The following is a 19,571-nucleotide window of genomic DNA, read 5'->3' on the forward strand; positions in this document are numbered from 1 at the left end:
CCGCTCTAGTTTCTAGCCTCTCGCCACGAACCTCTAGCCCCTCCCCCCGTCAGGCCTCGATCGAGAGCCCGGACGCCGGGAGCCCCGACGCCGACTGCCCCGTCGCCGAGTGATGGGCGGGGGCGGCGCCCAGGTGGGGCTTCGGCGCCGGGACCTTCGGTGCGGACGGGGCTTTCTCGGCGGCCATCTCGATCTTGGCCTCGGTCGCCAGCTTCTCGACGGCCTGCCGCCACGTGTCCCGCTGGAACTCGAGGATCTGCAGCGCCTCGACCATCATCTTCTTGTCGCCGTTCACGTAGACGCTGGTGAGCCGGGCGTAGACGAACGTGTAGAGCTGGGCCAGCTTCTCGTTCAGGTCGTCGGTGCTGTGACGGACCCCGGCCAGCAGCTCTTCAACGATATCCATGGTCCGCAGCAGCGTCGCCTGATAAGCCAGGTCGTCGCCACGCAGGACGCCCTTCTCGGCCTCGCGGCCGAAACGCATGGCGCCGTCCAGCAGCATCAGGTGGAGCTGCGCCGAGCTGGCGGTCTGGATGCGAGCTTCCAGGTACTCGCGGTTCTTATCGGTCATCATGACGCGTGCGGCGGGCAGGGAGGAACTGGGGCGGATTAATTGGATGAATTCGCGATCGTGATCGGCTGGATCGAGCTGACCGTGTCGAGGTTCGACTGCAGCAGAGAAACCGTTTCTTCCAACTTGTAAAAGCTGAGCAAGAGACGGTCACGCTGTTGTTCGAGGCTCGCGGTGAAGAACTCGATACGGGTCTCGTTCGAATCGATCGTATTGGTGAGCGAGATTGACCGCGCCGACAGCAAGGAGCTCTCGTCGCCCGCCAACCGATCGGTCGCGTCGGTGAAACGCGCGACGACTCCGGTGTCCTCGTCTCGGAACAGTCGCTCGACGGCTCCGTGGTCTTCGGCGAGCGCGGCGTTCAGCTTCGTGGAGTTCACGGCGAGCTTGCCTTCTGCGTCGAGGCTGATGCCGATCGACTCGAGCGACGTGTATCGCGACCCCGTTGTGAAGCGACCCGACGCCAACCGCGAGAGGTCGGAGTCGACACGAACCGCCTCGTTCCGTCCGAACAGGATGCCGGTCGTCAGGGTGTCGGCGTCGTAGTCGGTCACGGTGTCGAGGTTGGTCCGCACCGAGTTGTAGGCCGCCACGAAGCCGTTGATCGACGTGCGGAGCGGGTCGTCGTTCTGGGCGACGTCGATCTTGACTGGGTCGCCGTTCGCTTGGTTGACCGTGATGTTGACGCCGTCGATGACGTCATTGAACTTGCCGTTGCTGCTGGTGACCGAGACGCCTCCCAGGGCGCCTTGGCCGAAGACGGCGACCGCGTCCGCGGCGCGGCTCGTTTCGGTGAACGACAGCGACGTCGATCCGGCGGAGACGACGATCTCGTTGGCCGCCCCCGTCGACGACGACGAGATCGCCAGGCGATAGCCGGCGCCATCGAAGACGACCGAGGCCTCGAATCCCGCGTCGAAGTCGTTGATCCGCTTCGCGAGCAGCTCGAGCGGCTCGCCGCTGCCGATCAAACCGGCGCCGCTGATGGTCTGCTGCCCCGTACCGTTCGTCTTTGACGACTCGCCGGCGATCTTGAGGTCCTCGGCGGCCGACCCCGTGAGGTCGACGACTTTGAGCTTCCCGGTTCCGCCCGCGGTGTCGGTCAGCTCGATGCCCGTGCCGGCGCTGTTGAGCGCGGCGGTGACGCCGGCGTCCGCGTCGTTGATTTTGTCGATCACGTCCTGCACGGTCACCGCCGACCGCAAATCGACGGTTTTGCCGGCGCCTTGCGAGTTGGTGATGGTGACGAGTCCGTGGTCGACGCCTGAGCCGCCGTTGAGGGCCGTGAGGGGCGTTTCGCCCGCCGCCTCGGTGATTTCGCTGAGGTTGACCGAGAACCGCGAGGTGCCGTCGATCGTCTGCTGGTTGTCGCCGTTGGTGACGCTCGACTCGCCGAGGATCCGCAATTGCGCGGCAGTCGCCCCGCCGGCGACTTCGGTGACCGAGAGTTTCCCCTCGCCGCCGGCGGTGTCGGTCAGCAAGAGGCCATCCCCCGCCTCGTTGAGGCTGGCCGTTACCTCGACCGCCGAGGCGTTAATCTTGGCAATGACGTCACCCAACGTCGGGTTATCAACGCCGCTGAACCGCAGGTCGATTGTCGAGCCCTTGCCGGCCGAGTCGGTAAGGCGGATTTGTCCGCGGGCGATTCCCTCGCCGCCCCGGAACGTGCTGAGCTTGGTTTGCAGGCCGACGGTGCGACGGTTAAGCGCGCCGGAATCGAAAGTGTTGGAACCTTCTTCCGCGAGGAGGCCGAGGCTCGCGGCGGTGGAGCCGCCGCTCGACTCGGCGACAATCAGCGAACCGGCCCCGCCGCTGGCGTCGGTGAGGAGCAGCCCCGTGCCGGCGTTGTTGACGCGCGCCGTGATGTCGATCCCCGCGGCGTTGATCGCACCGATCACGTCGTCGAGGGTCTCGGCCGCTGAAAGATCAACCGTCGCGGTGGCGCCGTCGCGGTTGGTCAGCTCGATGGAGCCCGCTTCGATCCCCTGGCCGCCGTTGAGGCTCGCTAGTAGCACGCCGCCCAACCCCGCGATCAGGCGGTCACCCGTGACGACGCCGCCGGTGGAGGCCTTGTCGAGCCCGAGGTCGTCCGCGGCCGACCCCTCGACCGTGAAGGTCTCGCTGCCGGTCGTGTTGTCGGTGATACGCAGCCGATTGCCGTCGGGGTCGATCGAGACGGTGACCCTGCCGTCGAGGTCCTCGTTGTCGTTGATCAGGGTGAGCACGTCGCCAACGGTCCGGGCGTCCGACAGGTCGAAGCCGGCCGTCGTGCCGTCGGCGAGCGTGAGGAAGAGGTCATCGATGTCTTTCAACTCGTTGACGGCTACGCCGAGGCCGTCGTTGAGCGACGCCAGCTTCGTGCTGCCCGTGATCCCGAAGATGTCGCCACCGGTCAGCGTGTCGGTCGAACCTGTCAGGCCGGCGAGGCCCAGGCTCTCGGCCGTCGTCCCGCCCCCGACCTCACGGACACGGAAGACGCCCGCCTCGCCCGTGTTGTCGGTGAGCACGATCTGATCGCCGTCGATCGACGCGGTGACGTCGATTTCGTCGCTTGAATTGATCTCGTTGAGGACCTCGTCGATTGTCGTTGCGGCGCGGAGGTCGATCGTGGCGGTGTCGCCGGCGCGGTCGGTGATCTTGATCTTGCCGGCGGCGAAGCCGGCGCCGCCGTTGATGTCCGTGAGCGAGACGCCCTTGTTCACGCGCCCGCCGAAGCGGAGCTCAAGGTCACCGGAGCCCAGCGCGTCCGAGAGATCGCCGATCGATCCACTAACAACTTGGTGCGAGGTGGCGGCGCGGAGCGGTGTGAGCTGATACGAGCCGGCCGCGGGCGTCGCCCCCGTTTGGACGGCGACCGTCACCGCCGCGGGGTCGGCCGACTTGACCGAACGCGAGGCGAAGGTCTGATTGCGGTCGAGCCCCGATAGCGAGAAACGCAGGCCCAGCACCAGCGACGACAACTGGTCGACGGCCGTCTGCTCGGCCTTGAGACTATCGGTTCGGTTCTGCAGCGTCGCCCGCGGCCGCGCAGCGATCGACAAGAGCTGATTGACGGTCTCCTCGATCGGGATCCCGGTAATCAGCCCCGACGAGGTCGTGATGCCAGTCGACGAAATTCGCGACATCGTTAGCCGTGGGGAGGTGGATTCGGACTAGGCAGCTGCCGACAAGACTAGCTCTCACGGCGCGGACTGCCCCGTAACGGGTATCGGTTGCGGAGACTCTCCGGCTTGAGATTGCTGAGCGGAGGGGGGAGCTTTCCGTAGCGCGGCTCGCGACGCTGGCGCCGAGGGGCGCCGCCCTACACCTGCCACGTCCCGCTCAACTCCCCATCAAGACGAAAAAAGCCGGCCCGACCCCACGCGGGGGCCGGACCGGCTCGTTATGACGCTGCTAGCGTTCCGCTTTCGCTTAACCGAGCAACCCGAGCACGTTCTGCGGGTTCTGGTTGGCGATCGCGAGAACTCGCGTGCCGGACTGGACGAGAATCTGCGAACGGGTGAGGTTCGCGGTTTCCTCGGCGAAGTCGGCGTCGCGGATCGAGCTCTCGGCCTCGGTGAGGTTCGAGAGCGTGTCGTTCAGGGCGTTCTTGTTCGTCTCCAGCGACGTCCGCTGGAAGGCGCCCAATCGGCCGCGGAGCGACGTGACCTGGTCGATCGCCTCGTTGACGATCCGAGCGGCCGTCGTCGGGTCGTTCGCCAAGTCGGCCGTTCCACCCGAACCGAGCTGGTACAGCTTGCCGCTCACCCCGCCGAGGGCGGCGGTGTTCACGCTGCTGATACCCAGGCGGGCCTGCTGGTTCGACACGACGTCCGGGCCGAGTTGGAACAAGGCGCCGCCACCGGTGATGGTGAACGACGACGTCCCAACGAAATCAGCCTCGACCGAAGTCGACAAGTCAAGCGTCGCGGTGTTGATCGACAGGCTGTTGCCGTCGCCGGTGGCGGCGATGCCGTTCACCGTCGCGACCACGTCGGTCCCTGCCGCACGCGATCCCGATCCAACCGCAGCGGTGAACGTCCCGGCGTCCTCTTGGCTGACCTGGAGGTCAACGAACGCCGAGCTGCCGTAGCCGGTCGAGTTGATCTGGAGCGTCGTGCCGTCCGGAGCCACCTCGGCCGCGACGCCCGTGGCGTCGCTGATGAGGTTGATCTGCTGGACGAGCGTGTCGATGTCGGTGCCGGCCTTGAGGTTGAACACCTCCGAGCCTGCCGAACCCGCCAGCTGGATGACCGCGTCCTTCAGCAGACCACCGGTCTTCGCCTGGCCACCAGCGAGGTCTTCGACCGTCGGCGTGGTGTCGTCGGAGAGGTTGGCCGCTGAGAACGTGCCCGACCCTTCGGCGGTGGTCACACTCGCGGTGTAGCCCGACTTGTTGGTGATCGCGGTGGCGATGTCGGCGATGTTATACGTCGACGTGTCGTCAACCGTGACCGTGATGTTGTTATCGGAGTCAATCGTGACGCCGATGCTGCCAGCCGTCACCGACGACGACGTGGCGAACGTGACGGTCCCGTCGAACTCCGCGTCAGCGGTGTCGGCCGTGATCGTGATCACGTCGGCGCCGTCAACGAAGCCGTTGGTCAGGGCCACGTCACCGGTCGAGGCGTCGACTTCGCTGACGCCCGACGGGTTGTAGGTTGCGGCAAGGTCGCCGACGGTGCCCGTCACCGTGATCCCCGTGACGGTTTCCAGAGCATCAGCGATGTCCTGGAACGTGATGGCGCCGGAGTCGCCGTCGTCGTCGATCGTTACCTGGTAGCCATCCGCGGTTTCAACAGCCAACGCCTTGGTGGCGCCGGCGTCGGCGATTGGGCCGTTGACGAACGAGAACGACAGGTTCGGGTTGGCCCCGAAGGTGGCGGGGTCCACCGAGATCTCCAGCGATCGCGTCTGCGTCACCGCAGCGAAGGAACCGGTCACGTTGAGCGGCGTCGGCAGGGCGTCGCCACTCTTAGTCGGGTTGTAGACGTCCGAACCGCTACCCGAGTAGCTGACCGAGGCGGCCTCGGCGATCTGATCCTCAACGAACTGCGCCAAGGCAGCGAGGTTCGTATTGGCGTCGTTGGCGACCGTCACCGTGTAGCCGGTGGTCGCGTCGCCCGTAATGCTGGCGACGACGCCGTCGGTGGCGTCAGCGTCAACGATCGACGCCGAAGCGGCGCTGAGGATCTGCAGGTTGAAGTCCTGATTGCCACCGGCGACTGACGTGATATCGAAGGTCTCGGTGTCGAACGTGGGGTCAACACCGTCCGTGGCGAACGCGGAGAATGCCGCGGCGCCGGCGGCCGTACTACCAATCGTCGATGCCGTATTGGTCACGCCCGAGGTATCGACCGTGAACTCACCACCGGCACTGATCGCTGCGGCGACGTCGGCCAAGGTTGCCGTACCGGCCGCCTGGGTCAGCCGGACCGCGAGCGTGTTCGTCGTCGCGTTGTAGTCAGCCGAAGAGCTCGGATCGGCGACGCCCAACGTCACGGTGACGAGCGGTCCGTTACCGGTCGAGAACTCGGCGCCGTCGGCGTCGGTGTCGGTGATCGCGGTGAGTTCGATCCCCTGCAGTCCGCCGCCAGTGGCGACGTTCGTGTAGGGACCGGTGGCGTCACCAGCTACGAGGTTCGTAGCGCTTCCGCCACTCACGGCAAAGTCGGCGCCAGCGCTGATCCCAGCGATGGCAGTCGCCACTTCTTGTGAGGTCAACGTGCCAGACGCGAAGTCAGCAGTGACCGTGATGGTGTCCGTGCCGTTGTAGACAGCAGAGTTAACTGCGCCTGGCGACGTAGCCGCATCAACAAAAGTGACCGTGATGCTCGCGTCACCGCCGGCGGCGCCGCCTTCCAACGCGGTGATGGTGAGCGCTTCGCTGCCCGTCACGCCGAAGGTCAGCGTGCCGGTCGCCTGACCAGTGATGTTGAGGTCGGCGATGCCTTGGATCGAGTCGGCGGTCTCGACCTGGACGTTGGCGGTGCCGGTTCCGGCGACTGCCGCGGAGGTCTCGACTTCGAACTGGGCGGTGCCGGTCGCGGCGACGGCGGTGTCTTGGAACGAGATGGTGCCGGTCGAATTGACGCCCGGAACGCCCAACTCAATGCCGCCAACCTCGACCGAGGCCTTCTTCGCGGCGGAAGCGACAGCGATATCGACGCTCACCTCTCCGGTTGAGCCGAGGTTCGCTTGGTCGATCTTCAGGTTCGACAGCTTGCCGAACTCGCTGCCGGCCGACGTCAGGAAGTCGAGCGAACCGTCGAGCAGGCGGCGGCCCTGGAAGGTCGTCGTCTGGGCGATGCGGTTGAGGGCCTCGAGCGACGAGTCAACCTGCAGCTGGTTGGCCGCGATCTGCTCGTCCGACAGGGCGCCGGCGTTGGCCGACTCGGTGACGAGGCCGCGGATGTCGTTCAGCAGCGAGCTGACCTGTCCGAGAGCCGAGTCCGCCGTCGCGATCACTTGGTTCGCGCGGTCGGTGTTGGTGATCGCCTTCTTGATCGACGTGATGTCGCTGCGAAGGTTCTCGCTCGCGATCAAACCGGCCGGATCGTCCTTGCCGGTGTTGATTCGCAGACCGGTCGACAGACGCGTCAGCGACTGCGACAGGCTGCTGTTCGCCTTCTGCAGGTTGTTCCTGCCGATTAGCGAACTGACGTTGGTGTTAATGCGTGTCATCGAACGTACCCCTTATTGGTCATCGGGTTCGGTAGAACGCCGCCCGCCCCGTGGTGGGTGCGGCGCTGGCGTTTTGGCGGGATGGAACCCCTCGGCTCCGATCGCCGTCGCGTTGTGGCGTCCTTGGTGCGGACTCTCGTGACGGCGGGTCGTGAGCCTTGGGGCATGCGTCCACGCGCCCAACACACACTCACATGCCTTAGCGAGCGATCCTGTGTCTTGTTCCATGACCACAAAGCCGACGGTCGGTCTTTGGGCCTAGGCGAACGTATCGTCTGCCAGCGGGGCGCGCCTGAGTGGGAAGCCACGTTTCCCAACAACGCTTGCCGGTGCTGTCCCGAATAACCGGCGCAGCCGTTACAAACCGTCATCTCTAAGCGACCATCAAGCTCAAAGGGCCCGCCAAGTGACTTGCCTTGGGCCCTGACGTAGGGTCCGATCCGCTACGGACACCGAGACAGCGAGCCGGCAAATCGGGTCGGTCCGGAGGGGCTCACGTGGCGAGAGCCACGACAGAGAACGCAAAGGGCCGCGGGGCTGTATGAAAGAAGGGCCCTCAAAGGGGGCCACGCCCATTGCGGAAAAGGCGAGCGGCCGATCAGCCCTCGGTGCGGTCGCCGCCGGCCTGGCGGGCCTGCTCGGCGCTGATCTCGCTAGCGCGACGATTCTCTCGCTGAATCGCTTCGTAGACCTCGCGGCGGTGCACAGGGATCTCGACCGGAGCGTCGATCCCAAGCCGCACCTTATCGCCGCGCACGTCGACCACCGTGATCACCACGTTGTCGCCGATGATAATGCTCTCGTCGCGTTGGCGTGACAGTACCAACATGGGCGTGACCCGGGTTGAGGCGAGCGCGATGGCGACGCGGGGGTGTCGGGCTGGTAAGAACGGCCTCCCCCAAGGGCGGGCCGCTGATATCTGACTTCGTTAGGTGCTATCGGCTGTCCTCTCCGGTGACTCGAAAGACGCTCGCGGAGAGCCGATTATGTCGTTCGCCCCGCTAGCGGCGGGGTCGGCGATAGCCTCGCCCACCGATCAACCGGCAGAACCGTTCAAGCCGACCGGCGCAGCTCGGCCGGGCCACCCAGCCAGTGCTGCACCGGATGGTCGTCCTTGGCCACGACTTGACGGCCGCGGCCTGTCTCCAGGCACACTAGGATCGGCGCCTTGAGGTTGAGCGACAGGGCGCCCGGCCCCTGAGGACCGCCGCCGTGGCAACTCAGGGCGACCACGACCTGCGGCGAAACGCCCCCGGGCGCCTCGAGCGGGGAGAGGTCGCGCGACGAGAGCCGCACCTTGTAGTCGGCGACGTACCGGCGAGGGCTCACGACCGCCAGGGCGAGGTCCGCCCGTTCGGTCGATTGCAGCCACCCCAATCCGGGATTCTGGCCGTCGGCGAGGACGACCCACTTCCTCCAGGCCTCGAGCCCGATCAGGCCCAAGGGGAATTCGAGGACGTCGGTCGCTTGAATCTCGACCGCTCCGAACCGCGTTGTGTTGATCTGCATCGTCGCCCTCCTGGCGCACGTCGCCCCTCACACGGAGCGGCTTGAGACTTACACAGAAGGCATCGGCTCCGCGGACGATTCACGATGAGCCAATCTGGCCGGTTGTGCCGACAACGCCGTCGCCGGCCGGCACGCCGGTGTCAGATGTAATCGAGAATCGTCAGATTGACCAGCGCGCCGGCCGTCTGCAGCGAAGCCTGGAGGGCGTACTGCTTTGCGGTGAAATCTGAGATCACCTTCACAAAGTCGGCGTCGATCTCTGTCGACAGCGCGTCTTGGAGCGAGATGCTCTCGTCCACCAGCCGCTGCTCGATTGAATCGAGGTTCTTGAGTCGGACGCCGACCTCGGAGCGGCCGAAGGTGACCCGATCGAGGTCCTCATCAAGGCGGTTGATCTCGCTTCCCAGCGCCACCGGATCGGCAGCCTGGAGCGCCTCACGCATGCGGATCAGCGTTGTGAAGACGCTGTCGACCTCCAGCGTGTTGCGGTCCGTGGACGCCACGCTGCCACCCACCACCGTCACCGAGTCTTCCCCGTCGGGCAGGAAGCCGAGCCGTTCGGCCACGTCGCCCGAGAGGGTGATCGAGTCGGCCGCCTGGCCGCCCGACGTGGTGGCGTCGAACGAGGGTGGCAGACCTACGACGTCGGTCGTCGCGACCGCGGCCGTACCGTTCGAGGTGACCGTAAAGCCGGTCAGTGTGTCCTGGATGCTCTGGGCGATGGCGTCGGTTGTGGTGTCGACGCCCTGGAGATCGACCGAAACAACGCCCGTGTCGGGGTCGTACGACGTCAGCAGCGGGCCCGTGCCGCCGCTGTCGATCACTTCTACGGAGAGGGCCTGATTGCCGGCGCCCCCGACCTCGGTCGCTTCGAGACGGATCGTGTCGCCGAGCAGCGTGAACTGCCCGACCGCAGGGGCCGCGAGGTCGCTCGCCGGCGCGCCGCCGGTTGTTGCCGCGGCAACGGGGCCAACGGCCGCCGCGATGCTGTCCGTTCCGCTGGACGTGACGGTAAAGCCGGAGAGCTGCCCCGCGATGCTTGCGGCGATCGCGTCGGTCCCGGCCGCGACGCCCTGTAGATCGACGACGATCGAGTTGCCTGAGACCGTCGTTTGCAGCGGCCCCGTGCCGCCGCTGTCGATCACCTCAACGGTAAAGGGGTAATTCCCCGACACGCCAGCGGTCGTCGCATCGATCGAAATCGTATCGGCGCCCAGCGAGAAAGAACCCGACGCGAACGACGCGGGGGCGTCGGGATCGGTCACGTTGAGGACCAGTCCGTTGCCGGTCTCCGCCAGCGACGCCGAGACCGCGCCGCCGGTGTCCGCGGCGATGCGGTCGATCAGGTCTTGAACCGTCAGCAAACCGACCGGGTCGATCGAGTACGTCTGGGTGACGCCATCCTCCGTGACGTTGATGTCGAAACGGTTCTGCGACCGGGTCTCGTTGTCGTTGGCGCCGAACTCGATGACGCCGACATCGCGGTTGAAGTCCGCCAAACGCGACGTCTCGGTGTAGGTGCGCAGGCCGAGCTGAGTGGCGGTTGTTCCGCCGTTCTCGCCAATCGAGAACGCGGCGCCGCTACGGCGGGTGCGGACATCGACGCCGTCGCCCGACGCGTTGATCGTTGCGGCAAGGCCGTACTGCGGGTTGTTGAGCAGGCCGAGGAGGTCCTCGATCGTCTCGGCTCCCGACGTGTCGATGGTGTAGGTCTCGTCGCCGTTGGTGACGATCAGCCCCGAAGCGATGTCCAGCTGGCCGTCAACGCCGCCGGTCAGGTCGACGCCAAGATCGGTCCCGGCGATCACTTTGCCCGATCCGACCTTTGAGGTCGAGGTCTGGTCGCGGTAGTCGGGCTCGGCGACGAACGTCCCCTCAGCGGTAATCGCTGCGGCGATGTCGGTGGCGTTCGAGACGCCACTCGCGATGTGGACCGTTAAGGTGTTCAACCCCTGGTCGTAATCGGCGGTCTCGAGTCCCGCGCTGCCGTCGTCCACATAGTTGACGGTCAGGCCGTTGAAGCTGGCGCCGTTTGAGGTCGCGGTCAGAACGAGGTCGTTGTCGGGGCCTCCCGAGACAATGCGACCGCGGGTTTTTGACCCAACGAGGTCGTCGAGCCGGGTCGTCGGTCGGAGGATTGGGTCGAGGTCGGTCCCGCTCACCGTCGCCGCCGGCGTCGACGGGTTCAGGATGCCGAGTTCGTAGGCGGTCTTGCCGTTGCCGACTTCACGAATGGTGATTCCCCCGTCGGCCGCGTCGATCCGCAGCGCGGCGCCGTCGAGCGAGACGGTCAGGTCGGCGCCGTTGGGGGCGCCCGCCTCGATCAGGCGGGCGACGTCGTCGATAGACTTGGCCTTGGAGAGATCGATCAGCGCCGTCGTCACCGGCTGGGTCGGCGACGCCGGCGTGAATCGGATCTCGACCGCTCCGCTGGCGCGGATCCCCAAGCCGCCGTTTAGCTGTGAAAGCTGCGTCTCGGGCGTCAGGCTGGCGTTCAGGTCCGAAGAGCCGCGAACCGCCTCGGAAAGCCCGCCGAAGACGTCGTCGCCCGAGACGTTGGTTTCGAAGAGCTGAGAAATATCGACGAACGTCTGAGGGCTCGCTTCGTCGCCCAGGTACTCGATGTAGCCATCGACTTTCCGATAGGCAATCGACGACTGCTCGGAGCCCCCGAGCAAGTAGTTGGTCGACAGCGTCGAGTTGCCGACGCGGGTCAGGCTGGCGATGAGCTCGTCGATCTGATCGATGACGGCCTGCCGCTCGGTGTCGGTGGCGATCGTGTCCATGACCCCCAAGGCGGCGCCCTTGAGGTCGTTGAGCGAATTATTGACGTCCGACAGGGCGACGTCCGTCGAGCTCAGGGCGATCTTAGCGCCCGCCAGGTTGGTGAGCGACTGGTCCTTCCGTTCGATGGTCCGCTGCAGCGCCATCGCCCGCTGAGCGGCCGCGGGGTCGTCGCTCGGAAGAAAGATGCGGTAGCCCGAGCTGAGCTGGTTCTGGAGCTTGGCGAGGTCGAGTTGATCGTTCTGTATCTGCGCGGTGAGGCGCCCGCGCATCATCGCGTCGGTCACCCGGCTGGTCGCAATCGGTAGAATTGTGCCCACGGTGGCTTGTTTCTCAGAGCCTTGAGGATGCTTCAGAGCCTGACGAGCGTGTCGAGCATCTCTTGAATGGTCGCGATCACGCGGGCGGTCGCCTGGTAGATCCGCTGCAGCGAGATCATGTCGATTGCTTCTTCGTCGATGTTGACGCCGCTGATCGCCTGGAACTCGTTGGCGAGCGTCGCCTCGAAGATGCCCAGACCCTCGGACACCGAACCGGCGACCGTCGAGTTCTGCGCCAGCTCGTTCACCAGCTGATCGTAACGCTCGATAATCGAACCGCCGCCGAGCGATTCGAGCGGCTTATCGATCATCTCCGCCAACAGGATGGCGTTCTCGGTGCTGCTGCTCGGCAGCGCGTCCTCGGTCGCCGACGCCCGCGCCAGCGCCAGCTTGCTGGCGTTGCGGATGCCGTTGAGTTCGCCGTTGATGCCGATATCGCTCGACCCGCTACCGGTAAAGAACGTGTTGAGGCCGATCGAAGCCAGGAACCCGCTCGAATCGTTCGAGAAGGTGAAACGGACCTCGTCGCTCTGGCCGCTGATCGCGAGCCTGCCGAGGGAATCGACCGACGCGCTGAGGCCGTCAACCGAGTTAATCTGCGAAGCGATGCCGGCAAGCGTCGTCGTCGAGCGGCTGCCATCGCCGAGCACATTCACCTTGATGGTCGCCGTCTTTGCGGCGCCCCCCTCGGTGAGGACGGTGATATTGAACTGGCCGTTCTCGGGCGCGAACGCCAAGCCGGCCGCATCGATCGGGTCGGTCGGGCTATCGACTCGGTTGACGCTCGTGAGCGACTTGAAGCCCTCAATCCCCTGCCCTTGCGAGTAGGCGCGGTTGAACTCGTGGATCAGCGTCGCCGCAAATTCGTCGAGACCCTCACGGAAACCATCGACGATCTCGTCGCGGGCCGCGGCGAGGCCTTGCAGCTTGCCACTGGTGAGATTGAGCGCCTTGCCGGTGTCGACAAAGACGAGCTCCGCGGCCGACTCGCCTTGCGTGTCGCCGGTCTCGAACGCGACGTCGCGGCGCTGACCCTCGAAGACCAGGAACTCGCCGCCGACCGAGATGCTCAGGCCGCCACTCGGCTGCTCCGAAACCGTCGCCGAGACCAGTTCCGTCAGCTGATTCACCGCCTGATTCCGAGACGCGCGGAGGGCCCCGGCGTCGCTCTTGCTGGAGCTTCCGCCCTCGACCTGGGTGATGCGGACGTTGAGCTGGGCGATCTGTTCGGTCAGTTGATTCACGGTGCCGACCGACTGCTGCACCTGGGCGTCGTAGTTGTCGCGGAGCCCCTTGGCGCGATCTTCGATGCGGCGGATCTCGGACGTCAACTGCGACCCCTCGAGCACCGCCAAGTTGCGGACACTTAGCGCGTCGCCGCTAACCGAGTTGAGGGTGTCCTCGATGCTTCCGAAGAAGTCGGTGAGCGCGGTGCTGAGGTCGTTGTCGCCGAGCTCGCCGAGGAGCCGCTCGATCCCCTTGTAGGCCTCGTCCTGGACCTGGGCGCTGGCGTAGTCGCCCGTCGCGCCGCGGAGCTGTTCGCCAAGGAACTCATCGATGACCTGGGTGATGCTATCAATCTGCACCCCGAGGCCGATCGTCAGGTTGCCCAGCTGCTGTGGCGGGGCGGGGACGTAGTTGACCTTCTCGCGAATGAACCCTTCGGTATTCGCATTGGCGATATTGTTCCCCACCACTTGCAGGCCAATCTGCATGGCCTGAAGCGTGTTGCTCGCCGTCTGTAGCGACCCGAAGAGGGACATAGTTTTTAAGAGGCGTGGACCTTCCTGGCCCGGCTCGCTGGAGCGTTGCTTCCCTGCTAGCGGCGCCGCCTGCCGGACCGGCGCGCCGCCACGGCTGTCTTACGTCAGACAGCGCGGTCCATGAGCACGCCGCCCGCCTTGCTCGGGCCACTCTTCTCGTAGGTCGGCGATTTCTGACCGCCGGTGGCGACAATCTCAATCATTTGGGAGAGGTGCAGCAGCGTGCGTTGCACGATCACCCAGTTGGCGAGGCTCTGGTGCTGCAACAAGCGGGCCCGGTTTTGGGCCTCCCGGAACTTCGGGCGTAGGACTTTACGCGTCGCGTCGGGCAGTTCGTCGGCGAGCGACCGCAGGTCGCTGTTGGGCAGCCCGCGCTCGGCCGCCGCGTCGAGCATGCCCTGCCGGCGTTGCTGGCATTCGGCGAGACGGACCGAGAGCTGCTGCTCCTCCGGCCCGATGGCGGCGAGCCCTTCGCGGTCGCCGCTCACCAGCAAGTCCCGCTTGCGCCCCAGGACGTCGAGCAGCTCGGTCTGCGTTGCGGACAGGTCCGCGAGCAGTTGCGAGAGCGGCCCTTCCCAGCCGTCGAGCGTGGTCGGAAACGTCGTCGTGTCGAAGCGGGGGGAGTCGCTCGTTTCGGTCATCGCATCGCCTGCCGCTGGTTTCTTGATTGAATCGACCACGTTGTTTTCACCGCCTCCGCAGACCGTTAAGGGCCGCCAGGCCAGACGTTTCCTGGCTCGCATCCAGCAAAGCCGCCTCGTCGGGAAACTGCTGGCGGAACATCCCGTCGGCGAACTGTCCACCGCCCGACTGCGCCATCTCTTGCGACATCTGGGCGTCGAGCTGCGACTGGAATTGCTCCTCGGCCATGCCGCCGTGGAAATAGGCCGGCTCGCCGACACTGCTCCGCATCGCCTTGAGCATCTGGCCGAAGAACGTCTCGCCAACGAACTGGGTGAACGCCTCTTTGAGCTCCTCGGCCTTCTCGACCGTTCCGTCGCCCTGGTGGTTGGCGCCCGCCGTGAGCTGCACGGGCGCCCGGGCCGGCGAGGCGGCGGTGAGCGAGGCGAGGGAAACGGGGCTGGTCATGATCGGTGCGAGAGAGGGCGTGTACGGTCGGGGCGTGATCAGCGGACAATGAGCTTGGCGTGGAGCAAGCCCAGGTCGTTGATGCCGCGGATAATATCGATGACGTCGTCCGTCGGCACGCGGAGGTTCTGCAGAGCGGCGACCAGTTGATCGAGCTTCGGCCGCGTCGACGTGCCCGGTGAGATCGCCAAGAAGTTATTCGTCTGGGTGGTGTCGACCATCAGATTGCGGTGGTTGTAAACGACGCTGCCGATCTCGACGTCGCCGCTGATCACGACGCTGCCGGTCCGTGTATTGCAGATGACCCGCGCCTCGGGCTCCGCCTCGTAGATGTCTTCGTCGAGCAGTTCCGAGACAAACGCGACCGTGTCCGACTCGTACTTGGCGGGGACCTTTACGCGGATGTTCGAAGCGTCGAGCGGCCGGACATAGCGATCGCGGATCTCTTCGTACTCGACTTGCTCTTGCAAAAACGACTCGGCGTAGTGGTTGCCGATCTTGGCCGCAATCGACTCGGCGACGCTGAAGCTGGCGTGGTGCGGGTCGAGCACGATCGTCACCCAGCCGTCTTCCGAAACGAACGGCGTGTAAACGTCACGCGACATCTGGCAGCCGTGGTGGATCGTGGCCACGGTCGGCTGGGCCTCGTTGATCACCTGCAGCGGTCCTTCGCAAAGGCCGAAGACCGTCGGGTCTTGGGTGTTGGGACCCTGCAGGGCGGCCGAGATCAGTTGGCCACCGAGCAGGCTCTTGCCATTGAGGGCGCTAACCCGGCAGTCGAGCAGTTCGCCGCTACGGGCGCCGGTGGCGGGGACCGTGGCGGTCACCATTACCAGCGAGACGTTCTTGATGTTCCGCAGCGCCTGTTGCGCCTGCTGGTCGAAGCGGCCGGTCGACGACACGGGGTTGCCCATCAGCTCCAGGGCGCGGCTCAGGGCGCGCATTGTGGCGGCGTCGTTCGCCTCGCCCGATCCGTTGAGGCCGCCCACCAAGCCGATGCCGCGGAGGACGTTCTCTTCTTGCCCCTTCAGACGGCAGATGTTGGCGAGCTTCGTCTTGCCTTGCGCAAACGCCGCGTCGGAGACGGCGAGCGTCGTGAGCAAGGCGGCGAGAAGGAATAAGACGCGTTTCATAGTGAGGTTCAGCGTGAATCGGAGGGGAGCAATCGGGTCGGCGGCGGATCACCAAGGCTTGTACTTGCCGTACCACTGCGACAGCCAACCGCGGGAGTAGCCGTCGCGGACGGCGCCCTTCTCGTACTTGCGAATGCGCTTGTCGGCGATCACCGAGTCGCGGACCACCAGGTCGGGCCCGATCGCCTGGCGGGGGATCGTGCCGGAGATGTAGGTCATCCAGACCTCTTCGTTGATGTGGATCTCCGATCGCCCCTCAATGACGAGGTTGCCGTTGGGCTGGATATCGACGACCCGGACCGCGATCGGGAAGGTGAGCGACTCGCGTTGCTCGACGTCCGACTCGGCCCGCATCTGGCTGTTGAGCGTCCCCGACACCTGGGGGTCGCCGCCGTTCTGCGGAGCCCGGCTTATGTTCTTGCCGTCGAACTTCAGCCAGTTACTGAGGATCGCGTTGTAGCTGCCGGTGCGGCGTGACTCGCCCGAACCCTCGCTCTGCATCACCGAGCGATAGTCGACCAGCACCGTGATGATGCTTTCCTTCTCCAGCGGCCGCTGCATCGCTTCGGGCGAGAGCGACTGAAAGATGAACGAGCTGTTGTTGAGCGTCGGCGCGGCGAGCCCCTGGGGGGGGACGTTAGCCGAGTAGGCGAGGCTTCCCTCTTGTCCACGGGCGGCGGCTCCGCAAGCGAAGCAGGCCAGTAGGGTCAGGACGGTTTTCATTGCAGGCCTCCCGGCTGAACGAGGTTGGCGACGGACGGGCTTGCCGACAGCACAGCGAGCCGACGCGGGCCGACGACGCGGGCGGGGAAACGCTCGTTGCGGTCGAGCATCTGAACCGAGATGAGATCGCCGATGCGGCCTTCTTGGGTGGCGATGACTCGCATGCTGACCGAGACGCCGCCGCCGCCGCTGACAACCTCGACTTCCTCGTTACGACGCACCATCAACGGGGGCGCCGTATTGGCGTCGGACAGCGCCTCGCCGATCCGCAACGGACGCGTGGCCTCTCTGCCGAGCCCTTCCTCGAGCGTCGTGTAGCCCGTCGATTGATGCGAGTCGATCTCTTCCAGCGGCACCGGCTCGAGCCGGACCGACGAGCTCGTGACGAGCGCGCCACGCGAAAGCGGCGTGACGACAACCAACCGCAGCGGCTGCTCGACGACGTGGGCGACGACGCGGTGGGGGTCGTGGTTCGGGTCGTCGGCCAAACCCACCTGGGCCGTCAGCGTCGAGCCAACGGGCGATCCATCTACGACCGCTTCGATCGCCGCGCCGGCGTGCTCGGCGAGCTCACGGACCGCCGTGTCGGTTAGTTCGACCCGACGGACAAGCAACCGGGGCCGGTCGGCTTCGCGGCCGGCGTCGAGCGTCGTCTGAATGGCGGCGGCGACGGCTTCTTCAACCGCTCGGGTGTCACGAGGCGAGAGACGACGGACCGCCACGTTGCGGACACCGACCGGCTCGCTGACGGCCGAGCGGCGGACACGGAAGGCGCCGCCAAGCGATTCGGCGGGGCTCGCGACGGGCGACGGGCGGTCCCAAGCGGACCCGGCGGCGTCGACCCGTGCGGACCCGCCGAGCGGCGTCGTGATTTGGATGCGGTAGGCGCCACGCAGCCGGTGGACGCTGGCGGACTCGCCCTGAGCGGCGAGCAGGTCGCGGACCGCTCCGGCCGAAAGGTATTGCGTGGTCCCCGGAGCGGGGCTCGGCATCAGCGGCGCGTCGGCGAGCCGCTCGGCGCCGGCGCCGCTGACCTTGGCGACGTCACCCAGCCGCACCAAAGCGCCCGAGACGCCAACGGCGTTCTCCAGCAGCGTGATGTCGGCCGCAACGGCCACGAGCGGCGCAGTGGCGAAGGTCAGCAGTAACAGTAGGAAACGCATGCTTTAATTCAGAGGAGAGCCAGAAGCGTCAGCGAACGGAGCAAGTTCTTAACGACGGAGGTTCGAAACAAGCTGCATGATCTCGTCGCCGGCGCGGATCACTTGCGAATTGAGCTCGAAGCTCCGCTGCGTGTTGATCAGGTCGATCAGCTCGGTGGTCGGTTCGACGTTCGAGGCTTCAAGGAAGCCCTGCTGGATGAAACCAACGCCCTGTTGACCGGGCACTTGGCCGCTGTTGACGGGGCCCGACGCCGGGGTCGCGGCGAACAGGTTGTCGCCCATCTTCATCAGCCCGTCCGGGTTGATGAACGTCGCCAGCGTCATGGTGCCAGCCGTCGTGTAGGTCTCTTGTCCGGCTTGCGAGTAGCGGACCTCGCCGGTCGGATCGATGACGACCGAAGTCGCTTCCTGTGGGATCGTGACGGCCGGGTTGAGCTGGTAGCCCAACGTCGCCGAGCCCACTACTAGTTGGCCGTTGGCGTTGACGCCCAGGTTGCCGGCGCGGGTGTAGAGCCGCTCGCCGCCGGGGCCGGTGACCTCGAAGAAGCCACGCCCTTCGATGGCGATATCGAGTTCGTTCCCCGTGTTCTGGAACGAGCCTTGGTCGAAGTCGGCTTGCGTGCTGGAGACCCGCACACCGAGACCGACATCGACGCCGGTCGAGGTGATATTGCCGTCGGTGTCTTGCGAGCCGGGCAGGCGGTACTGGCGGTAGAGCAGGTCCTCGAAGTTGGCGCGGTCCCGCTTAAAGGCGGTTGTGTTGTTGTTCGCCAGATTATTGGAGATGACATCGAGCTTCATCTCCATCGCCTGCATGCCGGTCGCGGCGGTGTAGAGAGATTGGAAGGCCATGGGAAAGGCTTGAGGCTTGAGGTGTCAGGTAAAGTGAGGGTTGCGCCGGCGGATCGAGGCGAAGGCTCCAAACCCTCAATCCTCAGGTCTCAGCGGGCGTTAAGCCCCCAGCAGGCGGCTGATGAGGCTGCCGGTCGCGGTGTCTTGGTGGCGGATCATCTGGGTGTTCGCTTCGAACGCCCGGTTGGTCTCGATGAGCTGCATCATCTGTTCGGTCGAGTTGGCGCCCGACATCTCGAGGAAGCCCTGGGCCACCTCGCGCTGCGCCGCGGGGACGGGGAACACCTCGGCCCGCGACTCGAACAGGTTGCCGCCGATCTTCTGGAGGTCGTCGTTCGAGTTGGGCTTCACGAGCGCCAGCGGGGTCTGCTCGTCCCCTTGCTCGACGTAGCCGTCGGCGGTGATCGCGTAGGTCTGGGTCGGATCGAGCAAGACCGGCGCGCCGCCCGCCGACAGGACGGGGCGGCCCGAGTCGGCCATCACCAGGCGGTTTTGGGCGTCGACACGGAACGAGCCGGCGCGGCTGAGCAGCGGCTTGTCGCCGGTCTCCGGCTCGACAGCGAAGTAGCCGTCGCCGAGGATCGCGACGTCACCGCTGTTGCCGGTCCGCTCGAGCTTGCCGGGAGCGAACGAGGTCCGCGTCTCGATGGTTTTGACGCCGCCCCCGATGTCGGGGAGGCCTTTCATGCCGGGAGCAACGTCACCCTGCTGGATCGCCTCGGCGAAGCGGGCCTGAAAAATCGCCACGTCCGGCTTGAAGCCGACCGTGTTGACGTTGGCCATGTTGTTCGAGATTACCTCGAGCCGTCTCGACTGGGCCTTAGCCCCTTCGGCGGAGAGGTACATGCCGTAGGACATCCGATTCAGCGGTTGCTAGCAGGATTGCCCCCCTGCTGGCGAGTCCTCCCTATGCAGGTGCGGCGCCAAACCCGCTGACGCCGCGAAACACGAGAGTTCGCGTCGATCCGGCAGCGCAGAAGGCGCCGATCGGCCGATTCTGC

Annotated in this window: 14 protein-coding genes; all 14 read right to left on the minus strand. The window is 65.8% G+C overall.

Annotated elements, in window-relative coordinates:
- Window positions 1-49 precede the first annotated feature (49 nt).
- Window positions 50-571, minus strand: coding sequence for a flagellar export chaperone FliS (locus tag Pla108_RS01460; RefSeq protein WP_197526133.1), 522 nt, complete (start codon window positions 569-571; stop codon window positions 50-52).
- 38 nt (window positions 572-609) lie between these two features.
- Window positions 610-3,696, minus strand: a complete 3,087-nt coding sequence (gene fliD, locus Pla108_RS01465; protein WP_146441929.1) for a flagellar filament capping protein FliD — start codon at window positions 3,694-3,696, stop codon at window positions 610-612.
- Window positions 3,697-3,982: 286 nt separating this feature from the next.
- Window positions 3,983-7,234 carry a flagellin N-terminal helical domain-containing protein gene (locus Pla108_RS21175; protein ID WP_146441932.1) on the minus strand — a complete coding sequence of 1,084 codons (3,252 nt, stop codon included), beginning with the start codon at window positions 7,232-7,234 and terminating at the stop codon, window positions 3,983-3,985.
- Window positions 7,235-7,832: 598 nt separating this feature from the next.
- Complete coding sequence (gene csrA, locus Pla108_RS01475; RefSeq protein WP_146441937.1) at window positions 7,833-8,063, minus strand: carbon storage regulator CsrA; 231 nt, start codon at window positions 8,061-8,063, stop codon at window positions 7,833-7,835.
- A 224-nt stretch (window positions 8,064-8,287) separates the two neighbouring features.
- Complete coding sequence (gene fliW / locus Pla108_RS01480; RefSeq protein WP_146441940.1) at window positions 8,288-8,743, minus strand: flagellar assembly protein FliW; 456 nt, start codon at window positions 8,741-8,743, stop codon at window positions 8,288-8,290.
- A 140-nt stretch (window positions 8,744-8,883) separates the two neighbouring features.
- Window positions 8,884-11,847 (minus strand): flagellin N-terminal helical domain-containing protein, encoded by a 2,964-nt coding sequence (locus Pla108_RS01485; protein ID WP_146441944.1) that lies wholly within the window; start codon window positions 11,845-11,847, stop codon window positions 8,884-8,886.
- A gap of 32 nt (window positions 11,848-11,879) precedes the next feature.
- Complete coding sequence (flgK, locus tag Pla108_RS01490; protein WP_146441948.1) at window positions 11,880-13,610, minus strand: flagellar hook-associated protein FlgK; 1,731 nt, start codon at window positions 13,608-13,610, stop codon at window positions 11,880-11,882.
- A 104-nt stretch (window positions 13,611-13,714) separates the two neighbouring features.
- Entirely contained in the window at window positions 13,715-14,251 is a 537-nt protein-coding gene (locus Pla108_RS01495; RefSeq protein ID WP_197526134.1) for a flagellar protein FlgN, read from the minus strand.
- Between the two features lie 46 nt (window positions 14,252-14,297).
- Entirely contained in the window at window positions 14,298-14,699 is a 402-nt protein-coding gene (locus Pla108_RS01500) for a rod-binding protein (RefSeq protein ID WP_146441956.1), read from the minus strand.
- Window positions 14,700-14,737: 38 nt separating this feature from the next.
- Window positions 14,738-15,832 carry a flagellar basal body P-ring protein FlgI gene (locus Pla108_RS01505; RefSeq protein ID WP_146441959.1) on the minus strand — a complete coding sequence of 365 codons (1,095 nt, stop codon included), beginning with the start codon at window positions 15,830-15,832 and terminating at the stop codon, window positions 14,738-14,740.
- Window positions 15,833-15,880: 48 nt separating this feature from the next.
- A complete protein-coding gene (locus Pla108_RS01510; protein WP_146441962.1) occupies window positions 15,881-16,555 on the minus strand; it encodes a flagellar basal body L-ring protein FlgH in 675 nt (224 codons plus the stop codon).
- Window positions 16,552-17,718 carry a flagellar basal body P-ring formation chaperone FlgA gene (gene flgA, locus Pla108_RS01515; RefSeq protein ID WP_146441965.1) on the minus strand — a complete coding sequence of 389 codons (1,167 nt, stop codon included), beginning with the start codon at window positions 17,716-17,718 and terminating at the stop codon, window positions 16,552-16,554. Before flgA ends, Pla108_RS01510 begins: the two co-directional genes overlap by 4 nt.
- 48 nt (window positions 17,719-17,766) lie before the next feature.
- The gene (gene flgG, locus Pla108_RS01520; protein ID WP_146441968.1) at window positions 17,767-18,570 is read right to left on the minus strand and encodes a flagellar basal-body rod protein FlgG; all 804 of its coding nucleotides are present in this window, start codon (window positions 18,568-18,570) and stop codon (window positions 17,767-17,769) included.
- A gap of 99 nt (window positions 18,571-18,669) precedes the next feature.
- Entirely contained in the window at window positions 18,670-19,428 is a 759-nt protein-coding gene (locus tag Pla108_RS01525; protein WP_146441971.1) for a flagellar hook-basal body protein, read from the minus strand.
- Window positions 19,429-19,571: the final 143 nt, after the last annotated feature.

Source organism: Botrimarina colliarenosi, assembly GCF_007859955.1.
GTDB classification, from domain to species: Bacteria; Planctomycetota; Planctomycetia; order Pirellulales; family Lacipirellulaceae; genus Botrimarina; species Botrimarina colliarenosi.